The organism is Pseudomonas lini, from assembly GCF_030812475.1.
GTDB classification, from domain to species: domain Bacteria; phylum Pseudomonadota; class Gammaproteobacteria; order Pseudomonadales; family Pseudomonadaceae; genus Aquipseudomonas; species Aquipseudomonas lini_A.
The window spans coordinates 529093-554039 of sequence record NZ_JAUSSR010000002.1 but is presented as its reverse complement, the minus strand read 5'-3'; the positions used below and the strand labels follow the sequence as shown (position 1 = coordinate 554039).

Genomic DNA, 24947 nt, shown 5'->3' with positions numbered 1-24947 from the left:
TCGCGTGATGGCCATCGCGGGCAAGCCTCGCTCCCACTGGTAAACCAGGCCATAAAAAAAACGCCGCTCATCTCACGATGGGCGGCGTTTTTTATTGCGTTGCAGCGTTAGGCTTGAACGACCGGGATATTGGCGTTCGCAGCCGCTTCGCGGAACTCGGCGATCTGGTCGAAGGACAGGTAGCGGTAGACATCGGCCGCCATGCTGTCGATCTTGCCGGCGTATTCCATGTACTCCTCGACGGTCGGCAGACGACCAAGGATCGAAGCTACGGACGCCAACTCGGCCGAAGCCAGGTAGACGTTCGCGCCGTCACCCAGACGGTTCGGGAAGTTACGGGTCGACGTCGACACGACAGTCGAGTTCGGCTCTACGCGTGCCTGGTTACCCATGCACAGCGAGCAACCCGGCATTTCCATGCGTGCGCCAGCCTTGCCGTAGATGCCGTAGTAGCCTTCTTCGGTCAACTGGTGAGCGTCCATCTTGGTCGGCGGCGACAGCCACAGACGGGTTGGCAGCTGACCCTTGACCTGTTCCAGCAACTTGCCGGCGGCGCGGAAGTGACCGATGTTGGTCATGCACGAACCGATGAACACTTCGTCGATCTTCTCGCCAGCCACGCTGGACAGCAGACGGGCGTCGTCCGGATCGTTCGGCGCGCAGAGCACAGGCTCCTTGATGTCGGCCAGGTCGATTTCGATGACTTCAGCGTATTCGGCGTCAGCATCGGCAACCATCAGCTCAGGGTTGGCGATCCAGGCTTCCATCGCTTGGGCACGACGTTCCAGGGTACGCGCATCGCCGTAGCCTTCGCCGATCATCCAGCGCAGCAGGGTGATGTTGGAGCTCAGGTACTCGGTGATCGACTCTTTCGACAGCTTGATGGTGCAACCGGCAGCCGAACGTTCGGCCGAGGCGTCGGACAGTTCGAAAGCCTGTTCGATGCTCAGGTTGTCCAGGCCTTCGATTTCCAAAATGCGGCCGGAGAAGGCGTTCTTCTTGCCTTTCTTCTCGACGGTCAGCAGGCCAGCCTGAATCGCGAAGTAAGGAATGGCGTGTACCAGGTCACGCAGGGTGACGCCCGGTTGCATTTTGCCTTTGAAGCGCACCAGGATCGATTCCGGCATGTCCAGCGGCATTACGCCAGTGGCTGCGGCGAACGCAACCAGACCGGAACCGGCCGGGAACGAAATGCCCATCGGGAAACGGGTGTGGGAGTCACCACCGGTACCGACGGTATCCGGCAGCAGCATGCGGTTCAGCCAGCTGTGGATGATGCCGTCGCCTGGACGCAGGGACACGCCGCCGCGAGTCATCATGAAGTCAGGCAGGGTGTGGTGGGTGGTCACGTCGATCGGCTTTGGATAAGCCGCGGTGTGGCAGAACGACTGCATCACCAGGTCGGCCGAGAAGCCCAGGCACGCCAGGTCTTTCAGTTCGTCACGGGTCATCGGGCCAGTGGTGTCCTGGGAGCCGACGGTGGTCATTTTCGGTTCGCAGTAGGTGCCTGGACGCACACCGGCTACGCCGCACGCCTTGCCGACCATTTTCTGCGCCAGGGTGAAACCCTTGGTGCTTTCGATCGGGGCATCCGGTTTCTTGAACAGGTCGAACGCTGGCAGGCCCAGTTCGGCGCGAGCCTTGTCGGTCAGGCCACGGCCGATGATCAGCGGAATACGACCGCCGGCACGGACTTCGTCCAACAGCACAGGGGTCTTCATTTCGAAGGTGGTGATGACTTCGTCGGTACCGTGCTTGCAGACTTTGCCAGCGTGCGGGTACAGGTCGATCACGTCGCCCATGTTGATGTTGGTCACATCGAATTCGATTGGCAGTGCGCCGGCATCTTCCATGGTGTTGTAGAAGATCGGAGCAATCTTGCTGCCGAAGCAGAAGCCACCGGCGCGCTTGTTCGGCACGTAGGGAACGTCGTCGCCGAAGAACCACAGCACCGAGTTGGTGGCCGATTTACGCGACGAACCGGTACCGACCACATCACCGACGTAGGCGATCGGGAAGCCGCTGTTGCGCATTTCTTCGATCTGCTTCATCGGGCCGATGGAGCCTTGTACGTCCGGCACGATACCGTCGCGGGCCATTTTCAGCATGGCCAGGGCGTGCAGCGGGATGTCCGGGCGGGACCAGGCATCAGGAGCAGGGGACAGGTCGTCGGTGTTGGTTTCGCCGGTGACCTTGAATACGCGCAGGCTGATCTTGTCGGCCAGCACAGGGCGGTTCTTGAACCACTCGCCGTCGGCCCAGGACTGCAGGACCCCTTTGGCGTGAACGTTGCCGTTCTTGGCTCTTTCAGCGACATCGTGGAAAGCATCGAACATCAGCAAGGTGTGCTTGAGTTCTTTGGCCGCCACTGGCGCCAGTTCGGCGTCGTCCAGCAGGTTGACCAGGGTCACGATGTTATAGCCGCCCTGCATGGTGCCGAGCAGTTCAACAGCGCGTTTCTTGTCGATCAGAGGGGAGGTGGCTTCGCCTTTGGCCAGGGCGGATAGGAAACCGGCCTTGACATAGGCCGCTTCGTCCACGCCAGGCGGAACGCGATTGGTGATCAGGTCAACGAGGAAAGCTTCTTCGCCCGCCGGGGGATTCTTCAGCAGCTCGACCAGGCCTGCTGTCTGTTCGGCGTTAAGCGGCTGGGGAACGATACCCAGTGCTGCACGCTCTTCGATATGTTTGCGGTAGGCTTCAAGCACAGTTATTACCCTCATCAGTGGTCCCATCTGGGTGTCCGGGACGCTCATCCCGAAATTGCCGTACTCATGCGCTGCGTGGCGTTGTGGGCCACTTAGCCAGAATTACCGACAATTCCTTACAGAAGCTGCTTTCAAAGTTTTACGCCTGCAGAAACGGGAGCTGATGAGGGTTGGCGTTGGGTTTTTCCCCGCTGGAAAAACCCTTCGCCAACACCGCTCTGAAGGAACGACTGTGCTCGTGACGCTTTGAAAACAGCTTCTAACGGACATTGGCGCCTTAAAAGGCAGGCTGATTCTACGGGAAAAAAAAATTAAAGGTAAGTTAGGGCCTGCATTTTGAGGGGTGATGAATGTTAGACAAAGGGCTAACATGCCCGCCTGTCCTGCTTTCCCGTGCCCTCCTGACTATGCCCAATCAGACCATCAAGACCCCCTGCGTCGGCCTTTGCTCCACTGTTTACGGTGATCTGGTGTGCCGTGGCTGCAAGCGTTTCCACCACGAAGTGATCAACTGGAACGGCTACAACGAGGAAGAAAAACGCGCGGTGTGGTTGCGACTCGAGCAATTGCTGTCCCAGGTGATGGCCAGCAAGGTGGAGATTTTCGATCCCCAACGCCTGCGATTGCAGCTGGAGCAGCGCAAGATCCGCTTTGTGCCGCATCAGTCGCAATATTGCTGGGCTTATCAGCTGATCGCCCGTGGCGCGCGGGTGATCAACAATCTGGAAGCCTACGGAATGGTGCTGATGCCGGAATTTCGCGACTGGAACCTGCCGGAACTGCGAGATGCCATTGATCGGGAGTTCTTTTTACTCTCGGAGGCGCATTACCAGCGCTACATTGCGCCGGGCTTTCTCAGGGATGCGTTCGGCGGTTGATTTTAAAAGCTTCGCCGGCAAGCCAGCTCCTACAGTTGACCGCGCATCCCTGTAGGAGCCGGCTTGCCGGCGAAGGCTATCTACCCGGCAGCGCGGATCTCAATGCTGGGTCACAATCTCCTCCAGATGATCCATGATCGTATCCGGCTTCAATACCAGCACATCACTCTCCACCGCATCCAGCACCACTTCCGCCGTATTCCCGATCAACGCGCCAGACAACCCGGACCGTGCCACCGTGCCGATCACGGTCACCGATGCACCCAGCTTGTGCACCATGTACGGAATCAACACATCCGCCGGGCCTTCTGCGATATGCAGGTGCTCGTCATCAATATCGAACTCGGCCTGAAAGGCCTTGCACTGCTCGCGATAACGCGCCTCGATGGTTTCGCTCAGTTGCAACGTCGGATCGGCCGCCGAGAGCATCGGCGACGGATGGGCACTGACCACATGCAGGTGGGCCTTGGCCAGGCTGGCGATGTCATAACCGTGATCGACGATGGCGGCGTGCAAGGTGCGGTGTTCGCCATCGGTATTGCCAACGTCGATCGCCGCCAGGATGACCCCGCCGGTCCAGGGTTTCGAGGTTTTGACCAACAGCACCGGGGTTGGGCAGTAGCGCAGCAGTTTCCAGTCCGCCGGGGTCAACAGGGCCTTTTTCAGCGGGCTGTCGGGATAATGCTGTTTGATCACCAGCCCGCAGCCTTCCGCCTGCTGCACGTCGACGATGGTTTCGTGCAGGCTCTCATTCCAGGCCTGCTCGGTGGTGACGCTGAAACCGTCCTCCAGCAGCGCGGCCTTGAGTACGCCAAGCATGGCGCTGTGGTCATGCTTGCGGTCACAGACCAACAGGTGCAGATGGGCCTGGGTCACACCCGCAATCAATTTGGCCCGTTTGAGCGCCAGGCTTTCCGAGTGTTCGGGTTCGATGACCACCAGGATGCTGCGAATGGCTTGCATGATCGGGATCTCCAGGAAGGTAAAAATACTGCGTTGGACAACTATAGTTGCTTGCCGGGCATTCGGGACTTGATGCATATCAACGGTCGCGGCTGGTGGTCTGCCGACAGGCCGGTATAATCGGCGCCCTTCGTTTTGAACCTCTTATCCGTGAGCCCCATGATCCTTCCCGAAATTCACGAGTTCCTCGGCTGCCGAACCCCCGACGGCTGGATCCAGGCCGCGCTGGCCGATCAGGAAACCCTGCTGATCGATCACAAGAACTGCGAATTCAAGGCCGCCAGCACGGCATTGAGCCTGATTGCCAAATATCACTCCCATGTCGATCTGATCAACCTGATGTCGCGCCTGGCCCGGGAAGAGCTTGTGCACCACGAACAGGTCATGCGCCTGATGAAAAAGCGCAAGATCGAGTTGCGTCAGCTGTCCGCCGGGCGTTACGCCTCGGGCTTGCGCAAAGCGGTGCGTAGTCACGAACCGGTCAAGCTGGTGGACACCCTGGTGGTGGGGGCGTTTATCGAGGCCCGCAGTTGCGAGCGTTTCGAGGCGCTCGTGCCGCACCTGGATGAAGAGCTGGGCACGTTCTACTTTGGCCTGCTGAAAAGCGAGGCGCGGCATTTCCAGGGTTACCTGAAACTGGCCTGTCAGTACGGGGACGCCAAGGACATTGCGCAGGTCATCGACAGGGTCCGTGCGGCCGAGCAGGAGCTGATCGAATCGCCGGATGTGGAATTCCGATTCCACAGTGGTGTGCCAACGCTTGCAGTCAATTGATCGGCACTGAAATCAATCCCGCCAGCCGCGGTCAGGCTGGCGGGGACCATTTACAAGGATTGCTTAACGTGATCCATTCACGGCAAAGCCAACAGGTCAGAGCGAACATCCGAATAGCGGTCGCTTAGATCGTTGTTTCGACTACACAGCGTCAAGGGAAGTTGCTCGGCTTCAAAAGTAATGGGTTCAAAGGTTTTAGCGTAGTCTTCGATCGGTATTTTATGACAGTCTGTCTCGTGGGGCGGGCCAGTGTAATAGAACGTGCCAAAATACTGTGGAACTGAATAACGCCATTTAACCTGATAATTCCAGTCTGCGCTCAATGTGATAGTCGGCTCGGGCATTCGCACTGGCGCTCTTCCGATAAGTTGTGCAGGGGTCACCCAGGCGCTTTTCATCAACTCGATACTGGGTCTGTGATCTGCAGACTCGACGCCTATGATGCACAGAAAATACATGCCAGGCTCTCTACTGATAGGCGCATTGATAAAAGCGTTGGACGCATCGATGGGCGCGCTGTAATTATGGGCTGACGAACATTGTGTAACATCACGTGCGGTTTTGAATCGGTAGTAGGGTGTGCTCAAGGAAAATGTTGCCTGTAAAACCGGATCCGGACTGGTTTCATTTTCTGGCATTGCCACATATTGTGTAGGCCACGTCGTGTCGGTCACCTGGAACGTACGGTGAAGGGTGCAGGCGTTTGAGGCGCTGGTGAAGACACCCTCGCTGAAGCAGCTTGATAAATAATCCACTGGATTACTATAGTGCGTATCGGATGACCACTCGGGCTGCCCGTTCTTCACTTCGCACGGGGCATCGTCAAAACATTGCTGGTCAATCGTCGCGCCATGGGTACTCGTTGCCATCACACTGAGGATATGCCCGCTTTGTCGGTCTAATACGGGACTTCCCGAAGAGCCAGTCCGTATGTCCCTGCAGCGGTTTTTCAAGGTGTCGAGATATGAGCGATCGCCCTCAACCAGGGCGGCGCCTGTGGGTTGCTGAGAACAGGCCGCCAACCGCAGTCCTGACTCCGGGAGCTCGTCGGGCGCGCCGACAATCAGTACGTCGGCCGACACTTTCGGCCATGCCGATGCCAACTTCAGTGGAGTCACTCCATCTTTGAGCACCGTGGCCAGTGCAGCATCCAACGTGACGATCGCAAGATCGGTATGCTGATAATCCTTCCAGACCGTGGTGTTGATTTTGTAGCTTTTATAAGCGTGCGGTGTATCGTTGAAGTAATTGAACTTCACAACTTGTTCAAATGGCTCGACGGCCTGGAGCTCACTGGCGTTGAATGCACAATGTGCAGCGGTGAGCAAGTAAGCCGGGCCGACAGCGTTATTGTTTTTGTCCCGTGTATCCAGCAGGCTTGAGGTGCAGGCGGGGTCATCACCCCAAAATATCTTGCCAACGCCATTCCAGTGACTGTAGTTGTTGTTTTGATTTTTTAGCAATATCGAATCGGACTCGTTGGCCAGTCCTTTGCCGAGATCGGCGGCAGCAATGCATGTCGATATAAATAGTATTCCCATCAACGGACATAATGTTTTCAAGTGTGTGTTGTTCATAACCATTCCTTGGTTAATTTTCGATGTTGACGCTAAAGGGTGAATATCTAAAACGCAGGTGTGCGCAACCCAGACAGTAAGAGCTTCGACTTTACGCGGCAAGTGTCAAAGGCAAGCACAGTGGAACGAATGATGTCGGTCCTTCCGGGCCGGGCAACGATGCTACGTGTGTTCACTGCTCTCGCTGCAGTCAGGCACGCTCGCTTCAGCAGCTCAAACCCAGACGATCATGCCACTGGGCGATCGACTCTTCAGGATACACATCGAACTGCTTGTCACCAGGACGCACTTCGACTTCCACCCACGTTGCCCTGGAATCGAGCAACAAATGCGTGTGTTCCGGTGGAACCGGCAGCGGGGTGTCGATGGCTGAGGCGAATGGGTGGATCAATTGCGGCCATTCGGAGCTGTATAACCACAAGCCGGAGCTGCACAGGGAGCAGAAATGCCGTTCGGCCGTGCTGCGGTGGGCTCGCTTGGCGCCTTTTTCCTTGAGTAGCGCGTGGTAGATCGCAATGTGTTTGCGGCCGCGCACTTTCAGGCTGGCGGATCTCGCCTGCAATATTGATCGAGTAACCGCCGCCGCCCTGGGTCTTGCGGCAGATCGAGCAATAGCAACGCTGGTAAGGGTAGGGGTGGGCGCTGGTCAAACTGAATGACACGGCGCCGCAATGGCAGGAACCTTCGAGCTGCATGGCATCCTCCGACAGGTCTTTGGCTTATCCTGGACAGCCTAGCGGTTTGTGGTGAATGTGCCGGCCTCTTCGTGGGCAAGCCCGCTACCACCGGGGATCGCGGGCAGGGAGCGAGACCGGCTTGCCGGCGAAGAATGACTATGCGGTCTATCGCCCAGGCACCCGCCACAAATACCAGGACGCCACGGTCCGAAACGGACTCCACGCCAGCCCGATCTCAATCATCTGCTTGCGTGTCGGCTGCACCTGCAGCCCCTTGAGCCGGCGATAGCCCTCACGCACGCCAAAGTCATCGGCCGGCAGGATATCCGGCCGTTCCAGGCTGTAGATCAGCAACATCTCGACGGTCCAGCGCCCGACCCCGCGCAATCTGATCAAGCGTTCGATCAACGCTTCGTCGTCCATGGCCAGCGCCGTGGCGTAATCGGGCACCACGCCGTCCAGTGTCGCTTGGGCAATGCCCTGGATGGTCGCGATCTTGCTCGCGGAAAACCCGCAACTGCGCAGCTGATCGAAGTCTGTCGCGACGATCTGTTCAGGCCTGGGAAATGGCCCGCCAGGAAACAACGCCAGCAACCGCCCGACGATCGCGTCCCCGGCCCGGGCGTGCAGTTGCTGGTAGGCAATTGCCCGCACCAGCGACTCATAAGGATCGCGAGCCGCATGGGGCTGATGCAGGCAGGGCCCGATGGCGGCAATGTGACGGCGCCAATCGTCGTCGAGGGACGCCAGAAATTCGGTGGCGGGCAGGTACGGGGCGGGCATGGACGTGAGCTTGTCCTTCCTGATGGTGTTCAGAATGCAAGTTGTTCGGTGAGCTGCACGGCGGCCTTTTCCAGCCGGAGCAGAAACGCCTTGCGCGGTTGTCCTCCACCATAGCCGGTCAGCGAGCCGTCTGCACCGATCACCCGGTGGCAAGGCAAGACAATCGAAAGGCGATTGTGTCCGTTCGCCAGACCCACGGCGCGGCTCGCGCCAGGTTTGCCCAGTTTCACGGCGATGGTGCCGTAGGTGCTGGTCTGGCCGTAAGGGATCTTCGCCAGTTCGGCCCACACCTGGCGGGCGAATTCGCTGCCCGGCAGGTGTAATGGCACGTTGAAGCCGGTCAGTTTGCCGGCGAAATACTGCGCCAGTTCCTCTTCGATCTGGTGCAAATGGCCGTTGTGCCCGGGCGCCACGGCGTAGCCGTAACGGTGCTGCAATTCTTCGACTTCCCGGGTCAGCGCCGGCCGGTCAAGAAACTCCAGCAACACCAGCCCACGGCGTTCGGCCATGGCGATCATCGGCCCCAGGGGCGTGGTCAGGCGAGTGAACAGCAGCGGCTCGCTGTCGATGGCGCGGCCGGGGGTGATGTGAAAGGATTTTTGAAACGCATCGCGAAATCCGCTGAGGGATTCGTAGCCTGAGTCGAATGCCGCGTGATCGATGGAGTGGCCCTGTCTGATACCCCCCAATGCCATGCCGAGGCGGCGGGTGCGCAGCCAGGCGTGGAAGGTCATGCCGAAATGCTGCTTGAACCAGCGCCGCAGTTTCAGTGGCTCGATGCCTTCTGCGAGCAACTGCGCGTCGCTCCAGCGCAGGTCGGGATCGGTGTCCACCGCAGCGAGCAGCTTTTGCACCCAGTCCGGAGCGATCGCCGCCGCGTCCAGCGGTTTGCAACGCAGGCAGGCGCGGTAGCCGGCCGACAGGCAGTCATCGGCATGGGCGAAGAACTCGACGTTCTCCGGCTTGGGCTTGCGTGCGGTGCAGCCGGGGCGACAGAAGATGCCGGTGGTCTTGACCGCGGTAAAGAACACCCCCTCGTAGGCGGTGTCTCGTTCGAGCATGGCGCGAACCATCTCGGCGTGGGGCGGCAGCAACGTGTTTTTCATGTTCATGGGCTGAGCATAAGGCGCGTCAGCCGAAGCCTCCACCGGAAAATCGACAGGGAATTCCACAGATTTAATGTGGGAGCGAGCGTGCTCGCGATAGCGGTGTAGCAGTCAAAATTGATGGTGAATGTAACCGCCTCTTCGCCGGCAAGCCGGTCTCCCACAATTGAAGCCCGGTTATTCAGGCCCGCCGCGCCATCAGCAATACCGAAGCCGCCGCCGACAACAATCCCGCGCAGCAACGGTTGAAGATCCGTTTGCCCCTGGGCTCGGCAAACCAGCGGCGCATGTGCAGGCCCATATAGGCGTAGGCGCCGATCGCGATCCATTCCAGCATCAGGAACAGCGCGCCCAACACCGCAAACTGCGGGGCGACTGCCCGGGTCGGGTCAACGAACTGTGGCAGGAACGCGGTGAAGATCAGGATCGCTTTCGGATTGCCGGCCGCCACCAGAAACTCCTGTCGCGCCAATCTCAGCGTGCCCACCGGTGCCCCCGCAACACTGTCTTGCGTCCCGGGATCGGCGCGCCACAACTGCCAGGCGAGATAGAACAGATACGCCGCGCCAAGGATCTTGATCCCGTAGAACAGCAGTTCCGAGGTTTGCAGCACCACCGCCAGCCCCGCCGACGCGAGGGCGATCATCCCGGCGAACGCCAGCAGCCGGCCGATGCCGGCGACACAGGCCGTGCGGTAGCCGTAGCGAGTCGAGTTGCTGACCGACAGCAGGTTGTTCGGGCCTGGCGCCATGTTCAGCGCGAAGCAGGCGGGGAGGAAGAGGGAGAGGGTGGCGAGGTCCATGACGGGGCTCCTGAAACAAGAGCGATATTTTTATCACAGGCGTGCAAGGCTCGACCCGTACAGTGGTGAACGTCAGGCGCGGTACAGGTGAGGGGCGTTTTGTTCAATACAGCCCTCGAGCGGCTCTCTACCTTGGGGCCTGGTTCAACTGTATGGAAGAAAGTGCGATGAGTCTGATTATTTCCATGGCGGCGTTTGCCCTCGCAGCGTCGATCACCCCAGGGCCGGTGAATATCGTGGCGTTGAGTTCGGGGGCGCGTTTCGGTTTTCGCGCCAGTCAGCGACATGTGGCCGGTGCGACGCTGGGCTTTGTATTGCTGCTGGTGCTGATGGGATTGGGCTTGCATGAGCTGTTGCAGCTTTGGCCCGCGTTGACGCAGGTGGTGCAATGGGCCGGCGTGGCGTTCCTGTTGTACATGGCCTTCAAATTGGCTGCCGACCAGGGGCAACTTGAAGCGAAGGAGTCAGGCCGGGCACCGTCGATGCTCTACGGCGCCGTCATGCAATGGCTCAACCCGAAAGCCTGGCTGGCCTGCGTGGCCGGCATGGGGGCGTTTGTAGCCGATGGCGAGGCGCGGCTGGTCTGGCAGTTTGCCGCGGTGTACCTGGTGATCTGCTATGTGTCCGTGGGTTGCTGGGCGTATGCCGGAACCTTTTTGCGCGACTATTTGCACAATCCGGCGGGCATGCGCTGGTTCAACCGGATCATGGCGTCGTTGCTGGCGGTGAGTGCGGTTTACTTGGTGTTGCCCTAGCTGAGTCAGCGGCGATACTGTCCGGGTGTCGCCGCCAGGTGTTGCTTGAACGCCCGTTGAAAATGCGCCTGATCGGCAAATCCCGCTTCCAGCGCGACATCGGCGATCAGCATGCCGCTGCGCAGTCGATTCTGGGCAAACTGAATCCGCCGGTTCACGAGAAACGCATGGGGCGTCATGCCGTAATGTTGCTTGAAGGCGCGGATCAGGTAAGACGGCGACAATTGAGCGGCCGCGCAGATGTCTTCGAGCTTGAGCATTCGCGTGCAATTGTCGCGGATGTAGTCGGCGGCCTGTTCCAGCTTGAAATTGGGCTCGCGTAGCGGCGGTGCGACAGGATTGAGCCGCAGCTGCACCTGGGTAAAGAACTCCACCGCCGTGCTGTGTTTATGCAGCACGTCCTGCTCTTGATCGACCAGCACTTCGTATAACGCCTTGAGACCATCAAACAGCCGTGCGTCGCGGTTGTGGGTGATAGAGAACCGGCGAAAGGCCAGATCATGGCTGAACCCGAGCTGGTGTTGCAAATCGGTAAGCCAGGGCGTGTCGACGTACAGCATCAGGTATGACCAGGGCTGATTGTCGATGGGATTGCAGGCGTGTACATCGCCGGGATTCATCAGCACCACGGTGCCGGCATCGACTTGGAAGTGCGATTGCTCGTGAATATAGGTACTGCGCCCGGCCGTGATCGCACCAATGGAAAAGTGCTCGTGGGCATGCCGGGTGTAGCAGACTTTGCGGCCGTCGGCGATGGAACGGGCTTCGATGAAGGGCAGGGCGTCATCGCGCCAGAAACGCGGGGCCTTGTCAGCGTCTTTGGCGACGGAGTGCTTCATGGTCAGCATTCTCTGAAGGTCAGCTTCGCAGTGTATTAGCTCTCGCCGTCAAAGGCTCGTTGCAGCGTGGCGATGTCGGGTTTTTTCATTTGCGGCATCACTTCCATGGCGCGCTGGGATTTCTTCGTGTCGTGATCCTTGCGCATCTCCAGCAGAGGTGGAAAGCAAAACAGTACGCCGATCCATTGTGGGAGTGAGCCTGCTCGCGAAGCTGTTGATGTCCATTAATACGGCCATCAAGTGACCGGTGGTCGATGAACCTGTCCCGCGGGCAAAATTGCGCTTAGCTGTAGGGATAACCCGAGGCTTGTGCTGACAAATTATTGTAGGAGCGAGCTTGCTCGCGATGGACGTTAACAAGGACGCGTTTTTTCTGAATGAACGCGTCGCCCTTGAGACTATCGCGAGCAAGCTCGCTCCTACACGATGGCGCCATGAGAATGAGGGCGTCATGCAGAGAGCCCCTTCAGAACACCGTGAGTCAGAGGACAGTTGCCATGCTGACCCTTAACATCAACGGCAAGGATCAGGAGCTGGACGTTCCGGCGGACATGCCGCTGCTTTGGGTCCTGCGCGATGTCGCGCACCTGACCGGCACCAAGTTCGGTTGTGGCATGGCCCAATGCGGTGCCTGCACCGTACACGTCGACGGTGCGCCGTTGCGCTCCTGCGTCACGCCCGCCACGGCCGTGGCCCACGGGCAGAAAATTCTTACCATAGAAGGCCTGTCCGCCGACGGCTCGCACCCGGTGCAGCGAGCCTGGGCCGAACTCGATGTGGTCCAGTGCGGTTATTGCCAGTCCGGGCAGATCATGTCGGCGGCCGCTTTGCTGGCGAAGATTCCCCAACCCACCGACAGCGACATCGATCAGGCGCTTTCCGGCAATATCTGCCGCTGCGGCACCTACCCAAGAATCCGTGCCGCGGTCAAACGCGCTGCCGAAATCGGTTGATGCCCTGTTGACGGAGCCTGAGCCATGAACAGCATCAAGCCGTTATCACGCCGCGGTTTCCTCAAGGGCAGCGCATTGCTGGGCGGCGGTCTGGTGGTGGCGTTTGTCATCCCCGGTGCCCATCGCTTTGCCAGCGGCGCCGAGAACCAGGGTAAGGTCTTCGCCCCCAATGCCTTTCTGCGGATCGGCAATGACGACAGCGTCACCGTGCTCCTCGGTCATTCGGAGATGGGCCAGGGCATCTGGACCGGACTGACCATGCTGATCGCCGAAGAGCTGGACGCCGACTGGTCGAAAATCCGCGTCGAACATGCACCCGCGTCGGCCGCCGACTATGGCCTGGCCGGGTTTGGCGGAATGCAGATTACCGGTGGCTCTACCTCGACCTGGATGGAGTTCGATCGTTACCGCCAGGCTGGCGCCACGGCGCGGTTGATGCTGATCGAGGCCGCCGCCAAGCGCTTCAATGTCGCGCCTTCAGCGATTCGCACCGAATCGGGCGTGGCCATTGCCGGCGATAAACGCGCCACCTACGGCGAGTTGGCCGATGACGCAGGCAAGCTTCCCGTGCCGGACCCGTCTTCAATCAAGTTAAAGGAGGCCAAGGACTGGAAGGTGATCGGCAAGCCCACCAAGCGCCTGGACACCCCGGAAAAAATCACCGGCCAGGCGAAGTTCGGCATGGACGTGCAGTTCGATGGCCTGATGACCGCCATGGTCGCCCGTTCCCCGGTGTTCGGCGGCAGCGTCAAATCCTTCGAGGGCGCCGAAGCGCTGGCGATTCCGGGCGTGCATAAGGTGCTGCAGGTGCCCACGGGCGTCGCGGTGATCGCCGACCACTATTGGGCGGCGAAGCTGGGACGCGATGCACTGAAGGTCGACTGGGACCTGGGGCCCAATAGCGGGCTCGACAGTCAGGCATTGCTGGACAGTTTCCGCACACTCGCCACCACCCCTGGCGTTTCAGCCGCCAAGGCCGGCGATACCGACGGCACGTTGGGCAAAGCGGTGAAAACCGTCGACGTCGAATACAGCGTGCCGTATCTGGCCCACGCGCCGATGGAGCCGCTGAACTGCACGGTCAAAATCACCCAGAACAAATGCGAGATCTGGACCGGCACCCAGTTCCAGACCCTGGATCAAATGATCGCGGGGAAAATCACCGGGCTCAAACCTGAACAGGTGGAGATTCATACCCAGTTCCTGGGCGGCGGTTTTGGTCGTCGGGCCAATCCGACCTCGGATTTTGTCGCTGAAGCCGTGGAAGTCGCCAAGGCCGCGGGTGGGCCGGTGAAAACCGTCTGGTCGCGCGAGGATGACATCCGGGGCGGTTATTACCGCTCGGCGTTCCTGCATCACGCACGCATCGGCCTGGATGCCGCGGGCCTGCCCATCGCCTGGAAGCATGTCCTGGTCGGGCAGTCGATCATGGCCGGCACCTCATTGGAGGCGACCATGGTCAAGGACGGCATCGACAAGACGTCTGTCGAAGGAGTCGCCGACAGTCCTTACCTGGTGGGGCTGGCCCATCACCAGGTGGATCTGCATTCGCCGAACACCGGGATCAGCGTGCTCTGGCTGCGCTCGGTCGGGCACACCCACACCGCGTTCGTGATGGAATCGCTGATTGACGAACTGGCGGAGGCGGCCGGCAAGGATCCGGTCGACTATCGACGAACCCTGCTCAAGGATCATCCACGGCATCTCGGCGTGCTGAATCTCGCGGTCGAGAAAGCCGGCTGGGAGGCGACTCTGCCAAACGGCCACGCCCTGGGTATCGCGGTGCATGAGTCGTTTGGCAGTTACGTTGCCCAGGTCGCCGAGGTGTCCCAGGAGAATCTGGCGATTCGCGTGCACCGAGTGGTGTGCGCGGTGGATTGCGGCATCGCGGTCAACCCGATGAGCATCGCCGCGCAAATGGAGTCGGCGATCACGTTCGGCCTCGGATTTACCTTGCACAGCAAACTGACCTTCAAAAACGGGCAGGTGCAGCAATCCAATTATCATGACTATCAGGTGCTGAGGCTTAATGAAATGCCGCTGGTCGAGGTGCATATCGTGCCTAGCAGCGAGAAGCCTGGCGGTATAGGCGAGGCCGGCGTACCGCCCACGGCACCGGCGGTGGCCAATGCGGTGTTCGCTCTGACCGGCCAACGCTTGCGGGAACTGCCGCTGGACCTGTCGGGGGTATGAGATGAAACGACATCTGCTGCTGGGCACGGTGGTGTTGATCGGTCTGATCGCCTATGCCGAGCATGTGTTGGCTGATGAAAAGGAGGCGGTCAAGGCGTTCGATACCGTGCAAAAGGTCTTCCAGAGCCCGCGCTGCCAAAACTGCCATATACCCGGTGATTCACCGTTGCAGTTCGACGCCGGCATTCCCCACGCGATGAATGTGGTGCGGGGCATGGACGGCAAGGGCGCTGCTGGTTTGCCCTGTGCCACCTGCCATGCCGAAAGCAACCCGCCGGCCAGCTATGGCGCGGGCATGCCGCCGGGGGCGCCGCACTGGAGCCTGCCGCCGCAGGCCCACAAAATGGCCTGGATCGGCCTGCCGGCCGACAGGTTGTGCGTCATGATCAAGGACCGCGCCAGCAATGGCGATCGCGATCTTGCCGCGCTGATCAAGCATGTCAGTGAGGACAAACTGGTGCTCTGGGGCTGGAATCCGGGCGTGGGACGCGCGCCGGTGCCGGTGCCGCACGACATTTTTGTCAGCCAGTTCAAGCGATGGGCGGACGCGGGAGGACCCTGTCCCATCGAGGGCGGTTGACCGGCGGTCTGTTAATCGTGAGTCAAACCCGGTATGCAGGACTCTAAAGGACATACCCGTCACAGGAGTGAGTCATGTTGGTTTCAGGTAAATCGGTCAAGACCGGCCAGCTCGCAGACAGCCTCCACGGTCTGAATGTACTGGAAACCGCTGTACAGGAGCGCGAAACGATGCGCGAGATGGCCCGCGAGTTCGAACAACAGTTGACTGCCGTGCAAGTGGCGAGCATGGACCCGTTGACGCTGCTGACCAACCTTCATGGCTTTCAGGTACTGGGCCAATTGTGGCTGGACGCCTGCCAGCAATTGGCAAAACCGGCGAGCCTGTTGTTTTTCGACCTCGACTATTTCAAGCGCATCAACGAACTCTACGGCCGCAGCGAAGGTGACAGCGCCCTGAAAACCTTTGCCGATGTGTTGCGCATCGCGTTCCGCGAGAGCGACGTGGTGGGGCGGGTCGGAGGGGATGAATTCGCGGTTTTACTGACGGGGTCAAGCGCAGTGGACGTTGCCGGAGTCCGCGCGCGGCTTGAAGAGATGCTCGACGAGCGCAATGCCACGGTCCATCGTTGCTATGATATTCAGTTCAGTGTCGCGCAGGTGGAGTTCGATCCCTTGCGTCATAAAACGGTCGAGGGGTTGATGGAGGCGATTGGTCATGTACGGGGTCAGGGTAGTGTCGGCTTTTGAAAAGCGTTCTTCCCAGCCTGATCTTTTGGTGACAACTGATCCCTGCACAGGGGATTGGTGTCAGGGTTGAGAATTACGGGCATAAAAAAACCCGCCACAAAAGGCGGGTTTTTTTATGGTAAGTCGAAGATTACTCTTCGAGGCTACCCATGGCCGTGGTGTTGAAACCACCGTCCACGTACATGATTTCGCCGCTGATGCCGGACGCCAGGTCCGAGCACAGGAACGCGCCGGCGTTGCCGACTTCGTCGATGGTGACGTTGCGACGCAGCGGGGTTTGCGCTTCGTTGGCGGCCAGCATCTTGCGGAAGTTCTTGATGCCGGAGGCGGCGAGGGTGCGGATCGGGCCAGCCGATACGCAGTTCACGCGGGTGCCGTCCGGGCCCAGGGAGCCGGCCAGGTAACGCACGCCAGCTTCCAGGGAAGCCTTGGCCATGCCCATCACGTTGTAGTTAGGCATGGTGCGCTCGGCGCCCAGGTACGACAGGGTCAGCAGGCTGCCGTTGCGGCCTTTCATCATTTCACGACCGGCCTTGGCCAGGGCCACGAAGCTGTAGGCGCTGATGTCGTGAGCGATGCGGAAACCTTCACGGGTGGTGGCTTCGGTGAAGTCGCCATCCAGTTGGTCGCCCGGGGCGAAGCCGACGGAGTGCACGATGCAGTCCAGGCCATCCCACTTTTTGCTCAATTCAACGAAAACCTTGGCGATTTCTTCATCGCTGGCCACGTCGCACGGGAAGCACAGGTCCGGGTTGGAGCCCCAGCTCTGTGCGAACTCTTCGACACGACCCTTGAGTTTGTCGTTCTGATAAGTGAAGGCAAGCTCAGCGCCCTCGCGATGCATGGCGGCAGCGATGCCGGATGCGATGGACAGCTTGCTGGCGACACCGACGATCAGTACGCGCTTACCGGCGAGAAAACCCATGTGTTGCTCCTCTCTTTTCAGGTTATTGCGCAGTGGCTGGTGCCAGGAAAGCGGCTTCCAGCAACTGCTGTGTATACGGATGTTTGGGGGCGGCAAAAATACTTTGCGCGTCCCCCTGTTCGACCACTTGGCCCTGCTTGACCACCATCAGCTGGTGACTCAGCGCCTTGACGACAGCCAGGTCATGGCTGATAAACAGATACGTCAGGTTGTACTTGGTTTGCAGTGATCGTAAAAGCTCCACCACCTGGCGTTGCACGGTGCGGTCGAGGGCCGAGGTCGGCTCGTCCAGCAGAATCAACGCCGGTTTTAACACCAATGCCCGGGCAATGGCGATTCTCTGCCGTTGCCCGCCGGAAAATTCGTGGGGGTAGCGGTTCCGGGTTTCCGGGTCCAGCCCTACCTCCTTGAGTGCCGCAATAATCGCTTGTTCCTGTTCTGCCTCAGTGCCCATCTTGTGGATACGCAGGCCTTCGCCGACGATCTGGCTCACGCACATCCGCGGGCTCAAGCTGCCGAAGGGGTCCTGGAACACCACCTGCATCTCCCGGCGCAACGGTCGAACCTGTTGCTGCGTCAGGCAGTCTAGCTGCTTGCCTTCGAAACGGATCCCGCCTGTGCTAACGATCAGCCGCAGAATCGCCAGGCCGAGGGTCGATTTGCCGGAACCGCTTTCTCCCACAATCCCCAGGGTCTGGCCCTGGGGCAGGCTGAAATTGATGCCGTCGACCGCCTTGATGTGATCCACGGTCTTTTTCAGCAAGCCTTTCTTGATCGGGAACCAGACTTTCAGGTCCTCGACCTGCAGCAATGGCGGGCCAATCACATTGGTCGCCGGCGTCCCGCTGGGCTCCGCTGCCAGCAGTTCCCGTGTGTAAGGATGCTGCGGCGCGCGGAACAACTCTTCGCACGATGCCTGTTCGACGATGCAACCACGCTGCATGACACATACGCGATGCGCAATTCTTCGCACAAGGTTCAAATCGTGACTGATCAACAGCAGCGCCATGCCCAGACGGGCCTGCAGTTCCTTGAGCAATTCGAGGATTTTCAGTTGAACCGTCACATCCAGCGCGGTGGTCGGTTCGTCGGCGATCAGCAATTCCGGCTCGTTGGCCAGGGCCATGGCGATCATTACCCGTTGGCGCTGGCCGCCGGACAGTTCATGGGGCAGGGCTTTGAGCCGCTTCTCGGGCTCCGGGATGCCGACCATCTCCAGCAGCTCCAGGGTGCGTTTGGTCGCGACTTTGCCGATCAGGCCTTTGTGGATGCCCAGCACCTCGTTGATCTGCTTCTCGATCGAATGCAGCGGATTGAGCGAGGTCATCGGCTCCTGGAAGATCATCGCGATCCGGTTGCCGCGGATGTGGCGGATGGTTTTTTCTTTCAGGCTCAACAGGTTTCGCCCGGAATACTCGATAGTGCCGGACGGATGCCGGGCCAGCGGGTAGGGCAGCAGGCGCAGTATCGAGTGCGCGGTCACCGATTTGCCTGAGCCGCTTTCGCCCACCAGGGCCAGGGTTTCGCCTCGCTTGATGTCAAAGCTGACGCCTTCGACCACCCGCTGGACGCGCTCGCCGACGACAAATTCGACGGCCAGGTCGCGCACTTCGATCAGATTGTCCTGATTCATTTCACTTCCTCGGGTCGAAGGCATCGCGAGCGGACTCGCCGATGAACACCAGCAAACTCAACATCAACGCCAGTACTGCAAACGCGCTCATGCCCAGCCACGGCGCCTGCAGGTTGGATTTGCCCTGGGCCACCAGCTCACCCAGGGACGGCGCGCCCGGTGGCAAGCCGAAGCCCAGGAAGTCGAGGGCGGTCAGGGTGCCGATGGCGCCGGTCAGGATGAACGGCATGAAGGTCATGGTCGAGACCATGGCGTTGGGCAGGATATGGCGGAACATGATCGCACCATTCTGCATCCCCAGGGCTCGCGCCGCACGCACGTATTCAAGGTTGCGCCCGCGCAGGAACTCGGCACGCACCACGTCCACCAGGCTCATCCACGAGAACAGCAGCATGATCCCCAGCAGCCACCAGAAGTTCGGCTGGACGAAACTGGCAAGGATGATCAGCAGGTACAGCACCGGCAGACCGGACCAGATCTCGAGGAATCGCTGCCCGGCCAGGTCTACCCAGCCGCCGTAGAAGCCCTGCAGTGCGCCGGCAATCACGCCGATGATCGAGCTCAGGATCGTCAGGGTCAGGGCAAACAACACCGAAATCCGGAAGCCGTAAATCACCCGGGCCAACACGTCGCGGCCCTGGTCGTCGGTGCCGAGCAGGTTGTCGGTCGAAGGCGGCGCCGGGGCCGGGACTTTCAGGTCGTAGTTGATGCTCTGGTAGCTGTAGGGGATCGGCGCCCACAGCACCCAGGCGTCCCTGGCCTTGAGCAGTTCGCGGATGTAGGGGCTCTTGTAGTTGGCTTCCAGCGGGAATTCGCCGCCGAACGCGGTTTCCGGATAACGCTTGAGTGCCGGGAAGTACCAGCCGTCGTCGTAGTGCACCACCAGCGGCTTGTCGTTGGCGATCAGCTCGGCACCCAGGCTCAGGCCAAATAGCACCAGGAACAGCCACAGCGACCACCAGCCACGCTTGTTGGCCTTGAACAGTTCGAAACGCCGGCGATTGAGCGGGGACAGGTTCATCTCAATGCTCCCGGCTTTCGAAGTCGATGCGCGGATCGACGAAGGTGTAGGTGAGGTCGCCGATCAGTTTCACCACCAGTCCCAGCAGGGTGAAGATGAACAACGTGCCAAAGACCACCGGGTAGTCGCGATTGATCGCCGCTTCAAAACTCATCAGCCCGAGGCCGTCGAGGGAGAAGATCACTTCCACCAGCAACGAGCCGGTGAAGAAGATGCCGATGAACGCCGACGGGAACCCGGCGATCACCAGCAGCATGGCGTTGCGGAACACGTGGCCATAGAGCACCCGGTGGTTGGTCAGGCCCTTGGCCTTGGCGGTGACCACGTACTGTTTGTTGATTTCATCGAGGAAGCTGTTTTTGGTCAGCAGGGTCATGGTCGCAAAGTTGCCGATCACCAGTGCGGTCACGGGCAAGGCCAGGTGCCAGAAGTAGTCGAGGATTTTGCCGCCCATGCTCAGCTCGTCGAAGTTGTTCGAGGTCAGGCCGCGCAACGGGAACCAGTCAAGGTAGCTGCCACCGGCGAACAGCACGATCAGCAGGATGGCGAACAGGAAGGCCGGGATCGCATAACCGACGATGATCAATGAGCTGGTCCAGACGTCGAAGTGGCTGCCGTGGCGCGTGGCCTTGGCGATCCCCAGGGGGATCGACACCAGGTACATGATCAGCGTGCTCCATAACCCGAGGGAGATCGACACCGGCATCTTTTCCTTGATCAGGTCGATGACCTTGGCGTCGCGGAAGAAGCTGTCGCCGAAATCAAGGGTGGCGTAGTTCTTGATCATGATCCACAAGCGTTCCGGTGCCGACTTGTCGAAACCGTACATGTGCTCGATTTCCTTGACCAGTGCCGGGTCCAGGCCTTGCGCACCACGATAGGCCGAACCGGCCACCGAGACTTCGGCGCCGCCGCCGGCGATGCGGCTGGTGGCGCCTTCGAAGCCTTCGAGCTTGGCGATCATCTGTTCCACCGGCCCGCCGGGGGCGGCCTGGATGATCACGAAGTTGATCAGCAAAATGCCGAGCAAGGTCGGGATGATCAGCAGCAGTCGCCGAAAAATATACGCCAGCATCTGATTACTCCGTGCCCGCAGGGTCGGCTTGCAGTTTGGTTTCGATTTCTACCGCAGGTTTCGCGTAGGGCTTGACCCACCAGGTGGTGATGCCGATGTCGTACTTGGGCGAGGTGTCCGGGTGGCCGATGTGGTTCCAGTAGGCCACGCGCCAGGTCTTGATGTGCCAGTTGGGAATCACGTAGTAGCCCCATTGCAGCACCCGGTCCAGGGCGCGGGCGTGGGCCACCAGGCTTTGCCGCGAGTCAGCGTTGATCAGTTGCTCGACCAACTGGTCCACCACCGGGTCTTTCAGGCCCATGGAATTGCGACTGCCGGGTTTGTCGGCGGCGGCGGACATCCAGAACTCGCGCTGTTCGTTGCCCGGTGAGTTGGACTGAGGGAAGCTGCCGACGATCATGTCGAAGTCCCGCGAACGTACCCGGTTGATGTACTGCGAGACGTCGACCCGGCGGATCACCAGGTCGATGCCCAGATCGCTCAGGTTGCGCTTGAACGGCAGCAGCACCCGCTCGAATTCGGTCTGGGCCAGCAGGAATTCAATCGTCACCGGTTTGCCGGTGGCGTCCACCATCTTGTCGTCGACGATCCGCCAGCCGGCTTCTTGCAACAGTTGATAGGCTTTGCGTTGCTGCGCGCGGATCATGCCGCTGCCATCGGTGACCGGGTTCTCGAACGCCTCGCTGAAGACCTGCTCGGGCACCTTGCCGCGGAACGGGTCGAGAATTGCCAGTTGATCGGCGTCCGGCAGGCCGCTGGCGGCCATTTCCGAGTTTTCGAAGTAACTGCGGGTGCGCGCATAGGCGCCGTTGAACAGTTGCTTGTTGGTCCATTCGAAGTCCAGCAACAGGGTCAGGGCCTGGCGCACTCGCAGGTCCTGGAACACCGGGCGCCGCAGGTTGAATACAAAGCCTTGCATACCGGTGGGGTTGCCGTTGGGAATCTGTTCCTTGATCAAGCGGCCCTCGGTGACGGCCGGGATGTTGTAGGCGTTGGCCCAGTTCTTCGCGGCCATCTCCAGCCAGTAATCGAACTGCCCGGCCTTCAGTGCTTCCAGGGCCACGGTGTTGTCGCGGTAATAGTCGGTGGTCATGACGTCGAAGTTGTAGAACCCGCGGTTGACCGGCAGGTCCTTGCCCCAGTAATCCTTGACCCGCTCATAGCGTACCGAGCGTCCGGCTTTCACTTCACTGACCTTGTACGGGCCGCTGCCCAGCGGCAGTTCCAGGTTGCCCTTGTTGAAGTCGCGACCGGCCCACCAGTGCTTGGGCAGCACCGGCAACTGGCCGAGGATCAGCGGCAGTTCGCGGTTGTTGTTGTGCTTGAATTTGAACAGCACCTTGAGCGGGTCTTCGGCGATCACTTCGGCAACATCGCTGTAGTAACCGCGGTAAAGCGGCGCGCCGTCCCGGGTCAGGGTTTCGAAGCTGAACACCACGTCTTCGGCGCGGATCGGATGGCCGTCATGGAAGTGCGCTTCGGGACGCAGGTAAAAGCGCACCCAGCTGTTGTCCGGGGCTTTCTCGATCTTGCCGGCGACCAGACCGTACTCGGTGAACGGTTCGTCCAGGCCCTGTTTGGCCAGGGTGTCATAGATCATGCCGATGTCGTCGGCCGGGACACCCTTGCCGATGAACGGATTGAGGCTGTCGAAGCCGCCGAACCCGGCCTGGCGGAAAATCCCGCCCTTGGGCGCGTCCGGGTTCACGTAATCGAAATGCTGGAAGTCGGCCGGGTATTTTGGCGGCTCGTTGTACAAGGTCAGGGCATGTTGCGGGGCGGCGCAGGCCAGCCCGGCGAACAACAGGCCGCTGGCCTGCACCAGCAGGGCATGTACGGATTTCATCGATCCTTCTCCGAAGATTTCAGCCACCACGCGCTCAGGCCCAGGGTGTAGGGCGGCGTGGTGACAAAGGCTAACCGGTTGCGGTAGGCCAGGCGGTGATAATTGAGGTACCAGTTGGGAATGATGTAGTGCTGCCACAGCAGCACCCGGTCCAGCGCCTTGCCGGCGGCGACCTGTTCGTCGCGGGTCTTTGCGGCAAGCAATTGTTCGAGCAAGTGGTCGACCACCGGGTTGGCGATGCCCGCGTAGTTTTTGCTGCCCTTGACACCGACCTGGCTGGAATGAAAGTACTGCCATTGCTCCAGGCCCGGGCTGAGGGTCTGGTTGAGGGTCATCAGGATCATGTCGAAATCGAACTGATCGAGGCGTTGCTTGTACTGGGCGCGATCGACCGTGCGCAGGCGGGCGTCGATGCCGATGCTGGCGAGGTTTTCCACGTAGGGTTGAAGGATGCGTTCCAGGTTCGGGTTGACCAGCAGGATCTCCAGGCGCAACGGTTGACCGGCGGCGTTCTGCAGCCGTTGGCCATTGAGCTTCCAGCCGGCCTCGGCCAGCAGGCTCAGGGCCTTGCGCAGGGTTTCCCGAGGGATGCCACGGCCTTGGGTCTGCGGCAAGCTGAACGGCTCTGTGAGCAGCCTGGCCGGTAGCTGCTCGCGATACGGTTTGAGCATCAGCCATTCATGGCCGACCGGCAGGCCCGTGGCCGAGAATTCGCTGTTGGGGTAGTAGCTCAGCGCGCGCTTGTAGGCGCCGCTGAACAGCGTGCGATTGGTCCACTCGAAATCGAACATCATCCCCAGGGCTTCACGGGCCCTGGCGTCGGCGAAGGTCGGGCGCCGGCTGTTCATGAACAGGCCCTGGGTCTGGGTCGGGATCTGGTGCGGGATCTGCGCCTTGATTACCTCGCCGCGGCGCACCGCGGGGAAGTTGTAGCCGTTTTGCCAGTTTTTCGCCTGATGTTCGATGTAGATGTCGAACTCGCCGGCCTTGAAGGCTTCGAACGCGACGTCGCTGTCACGGTAAAACTCGACTTCCATGCGGTCGACATTGTACTTGCCGCGATTGACCGGCAGGTCCTTGCCCCAGTAATCCTTGACCCGCTCGAACACGATCTGCCGTCCGGGCGTGACCGCGGTAACGCGATAGGGGCCGCTGCCCAGGGGCGGTTCGAAGGTGGTGGCCTTGAAGTCGCGGCCTTTCCAGTAATGTTGCGGCAGCACCGGCAACTCGCCCAGGCGCAGGATCAGCAAGGGGTTGCCGGCACGCTTGAAGACAAAGCGGATGCGCTGCGGGTTGAGGATGTCGACTCGCAGCACTTCCTGAAGGTTGGTGCGGTACTGCGGATGACCTTCCTTGAGCAGCAGGCGGTAGGAAAACGCGACGTCGTACGCGGTAATCGGCGAGCCATCGTGGAAGCGCGCTTGCGGGCGAAGGTTGAACACTACCCAACTGCGGTCCTCGCTGTATTCCACCGATTGCGCGATCAAGCCATAACTGGACGTCGGTTCGTCGCCGGAAGGCGCGTACTGGCCGGTGCCGACCATCAGTGTTTCGTTGAGCTCGTTGATGCCGTATTGCAGGAAATTCGGCGTGGAGACCGGGCTCGAACCCTTGAAAGTATAAGGGTTGAGCGTATCGAAAGTGCCAAACGCCATCACCCGCAACGTACCGCCCTTGGGCGCTTGCGGGTTGACCCAGTCGAAGTGGGTAAATCTGGCCGGGTACTTGAGCGTGCCGAACTGCGCATAACCATGGCTTTCGCTGATTGTCGCGCTTGCGGGGGAGCTCAAGGCCAGGCTGATCAGGAACAGGAGGAGGGGACGCTTCAAGTCAGAGATCCGATCCAGGCGGCTTGGGCTTTGTGGGCCGTACAGTAACAGCTTGTCTGGGCAGGAAAAAGACGGGGATTTGATGGGTGGCTAATTGCTGGTTGTAGGAGCGAGCTTGCTCCGGGGGGCGGTCCGACGATGGTCGTTAACGATAACGTGTGTGCTGGTTAAACGCGGAACTCTGTAGGAGCGAGCTTGCTCGCGATGGTCGTTAACGATAACGGGGGTTTACTGGTTAAACGCGGCGCTCTTGAATCCGTCGCGAGCAAGCTTGCTCCTACAAGAACGCGGCGCTCTTGAATCCGTCGCGAGCAAGCTTGCTCCTGCAAGAACGCGGCGCT

20 protein-coding genes and 2 pseudogenes are annotated in these 24947 nt (G+C 60.2%); 7 read left to right on the top strand and 15 right to left on the bottom strand.

Annotated elements, in window-relative coordinates; translation table 11 throughout:
* Nucleotides 1-107 precede the first annotated feature (107 nt).
* Complete coding sequence (gene acnB / locus J2W17_RS06260; RefSeq protein WP_307330995.1) at nt 108-2708, bottom strand: bifunctional aconitate hydratase 2/2-methylisocitrate dehydratase; 2601 nt, start codon at nt 2706-2708, stop codon at nt 108-110.
* A 407-nt stretch (nt 2709-3115) separates the two neighbouring features.
* Between acnB and J2W17_RS06255 the strand changes: the two genes are divergently transcribed.
* Nucleotides 3116-3586 (top strand): DUF1289 domain-containing protein, encoded by a 471-nt coding sequence (locus tag J2W17_RS06255; protein ID WP_307330851.1) that lies wholly within the window; start codon nt 3116-3118, stop codon nt 3584-3586.
* A gap of 99 nt (nt 3587-3685) precedes the next feature.
* On the opposite strand, the gene J2W17_RS06250 is transcribed toward J2W17_RS06255, so the two are convergent.
* The gene (locus tag J2W17_RS06250) at nt 3686-4549 is read right to left on the bottom strand and encodes a universal stress protein (RefSeq protein ID WP_307330848.1); all 864 of its coding nucleotides are present in this window, start codon (nt 4547-4549) and stop codon (nt 3686-3688) included.
* A gap of 159 nt (nt 4550-4708) precedes the next feature.
* Between J2W17_RS06250 and J2W17_RS06245 the strand changes: the two genes are divergently transcribed.
* Nucleotides 4709-5323, top strand: coding sequence for a tRNA-(ms[2]io[6]A)-hydroxylase (locus J2W17_RS06245; protein ID WP_307330844.1), 615 nt, complete (start codon nt 4709-4711; stop codon nt 5321-5323).
* Nucleotides 5324-5400: 77 nt separating this feature from the next.
* Here the strand turns inward: J2W17_RS06245 and J2W17_RS06240 are convergent, their stop codons facing one another.
* From J2W17_RS06240 to J2W17_RS06220, 5 genes and pseudogenes are all read right to left on the bottom strand, one after another.
* Nucleotides 5401-6900 (bottom strand): trypsin-like serine peptidase, encoded by a 1500-nt coding sequence (locus J2W17_RS06240; RefSeq protein WP_307330841.1) that lies wholly within the window; start codon nt 6898-6900, stop codon nt 5401-5403.
* A 205-nt stretch (nt 6901-7105) separates the two neighbouring features.
* Nucleotides 7106-7595, bottom strand: a pseudogene (locus J2W17_RS06235) (GFA family protein).
* A 147-nt stretch (nt 7596-7742) separates the two neighbouring features.
* Nucleotides 7743-8360 (bottom strand): DNA-3-methyladenine glycosylase family protein, encoded by a 618-nt coding sequence (locus tag J2W17_RS06230; protein ID WP_307330837.1) that lies wholly within the window; start codon nt 8358-8360, stop codon nt 7743-7745.
* Nucleotides 8361-8389: 29 nt separating this feature from the next.
* Nucleotides 8390-9472, bottom strand: coding sequence for a bifunctional transcriptional activator/DNA repair enzyme AdaA (locus J2W17_RS06225; RefSeq protein WP_307330834.1), 1083 nt, complete (start codon nt 9470-9472; stop codon nt 8390-8392).
* Nucleotides 9473-9647: 175 nt separating this feature from the next.
* The gene (locus J2W17_RS06220; RefSeq protein WP_307330831.1) at nt 9648-10268 is read right to left on the bottom strand and encodes a LysE family translocator; all 621 of its coding nucleotides are present in this window, start codon (nt 10266-10268) and stop codon (nt 9648-9650) included.
* A gap of 167 nt (nt 10269-10435) precedes the next feature.
* Here J2W17_RS06220 and J2W17_RS06215 point away from each other — a divergent pair, with 167 nt between their 5' ends.
* Nucleotides 10436-11023 carry a LysE family translocator gene (locus tag J2W17_RS06215; protein WP_307330827.1) on the top strand — a complete coding sequence of 196 codons (588 nt, stop codon included), beginning with the start codon at nt 10436-10438 and terminating at the stop codon, nt 11021-11023.
* A gap of 5 nt (nt 11024-11028) precedes the next feature.
* Here the strand turns inward: J2W17_RS06215 and J2W17_RS06210 are convergent, their stop codons facing one another.
* Together J2W17_RS06210 and J2W17_RS06205 are read right to left on the bottom strand one after the other, a co-directional pair.
* Entirely contained in the window at nt 11029-11862 is an 834-nt protein-coding gene (locus J2W17_RS06210) for an AraC family transcriptional regulator (protein WP_307330824.1), read from the bottom strand.
* A 35-nt stretch (nt 11863-11897) separates the two neighbouring features.
* A pseudogene (locus J2W17_RS06205) lies at nt 11898-12008 on the bottom strand (VOC family protein); the annotation flags it as partial.
* 351 nt (nt 12009-12359) lie between these two features.
* Between J2W17_RS06205 and J2W17_RS06200 the strand changes: the two are divergent.
* From J2W17_RS06200 to J2W17_RS06185, 4 genes are all read left to right on the top strand, one after another.
* Complete coding sequence (locus J2W17_RS06200) at nt 12360-12815, top strand: (2Fe-2S)-binding protein (RefSeq protein WP_307330821.1); 456 nt, start codon at nt 12360-12362, stop codon at nt 12813-12815.
* A gap of 24 nt (nt 12816-12839) precedes the next feature.
* The gene (locus J2W17_RS06195; protein ID WP_307330818.1) at nt 12840-15008 is read left to right on the top strand and encodes a xanthine dehydrogenase family protein molybdopterin-binding subunit; all 2169 of its coding nucleotides are present in this window, start codon (nt 12840-12842) and stop codon (nt 15006-15008) included.
* A gap of 1 nt (nt 15009) precedes the next feature.
* Nucleotides 15010-15588, top strand: coding sequence for a hypothetical protein (locus J2W17_RS06190; protein WP_307330815.1), 579 nt, complete (start codon nt 15010-15012; stop codon nt 15586-15588).
* Nucleotides 15589-15662: 74 nt separating this feature from the next.
* Complete coding sequence (locus J2W17_RS06185) at nt 15663-16277, top strand: GGDEF domain-containing protein (protein ID WP_307330812.1); 615 nt, start codon at nt 15663-15665, stop codon at nt 16275-16277.
* Between the two features lie 130 nt (nt 16278-16407).
* Here the strand turns inward: J2W17_RS06185 and fabI are convergent, their stop codons facing one another.
* From fabI to J2W17_RS06155, 6 genes are read right to left on the bottom strand one after another with little or no spacing between them, the layout of a single operon-like run.
* Nucleotides 16408-17202, bottom strand: coding sequence for an enoyl-ACP reductase FabI (gene fabI, locus J2W17_RS06180; protein WP_077749640.1), 795 nt, complete (start codon nt 17200-17202; stop codon nt 16408-16410).
* Nucleotides 17203-17224: 22 nt separating this feature from the next.
* Nucleotides 17225-18835, bottom strand: a complete 1611-nt coding sequence (locus tag J2W17_RS06175; protein ID WP_307330806.1) for an ABC transporter ATP-binding protein — start codon at nt 18833-18835, stop codon at nt 17225-17227.
* A gap of 1 nt (nt 18836) precedes the next feature.
* Entirely contained in the window at nt 18837-19856 is a 1020-nt protein-coding gene (locus J2W17_RS06170) for an ABC transporter permease (RefSeq protein WP_307330803.1), read from the bottom strand.
* 1 nt (nt 19857) lies between these two features.
* Entirely contained in the window at nt 19858-20931 is a 1074-nt protein-coding gene (locus J2W17_RS06165; protein WP_064677970.1) for a microcin C ABC transporter permease YejB, read from the bottom strand.
* A 4-nt stretch (nt 20932-20935) separates the two neighbouring features.
* Nucleotides 20936-22777 (bottom strand): extracellular solute-binding protein, encoded by a 1842-nt coding sequence (locus tag J2W17_RS06160; RefSeq protein ID WP_307330799.1) that lies wholly within the window; start codon nt 22775-22777, stop codon nt 20936-20938.
* The gene (locus J2W17_RS06155) at nt 22774-24606 is read right to left on the bottom strand and encodes an extracellular solute-binding protein (protein ID WP_307330795.1); all 1833 of its coding nucleotides are present in this window, start codon (nt 24604-24606) and stop codon (nt 22774-22776) included. Before J2W17_RS06155 ends, J2W17_RS06160 begins: the two co-directional genes overlap by 4 nt.
* Nucleotides 24607-24947 lie beyond the last annotated feature (341 nt).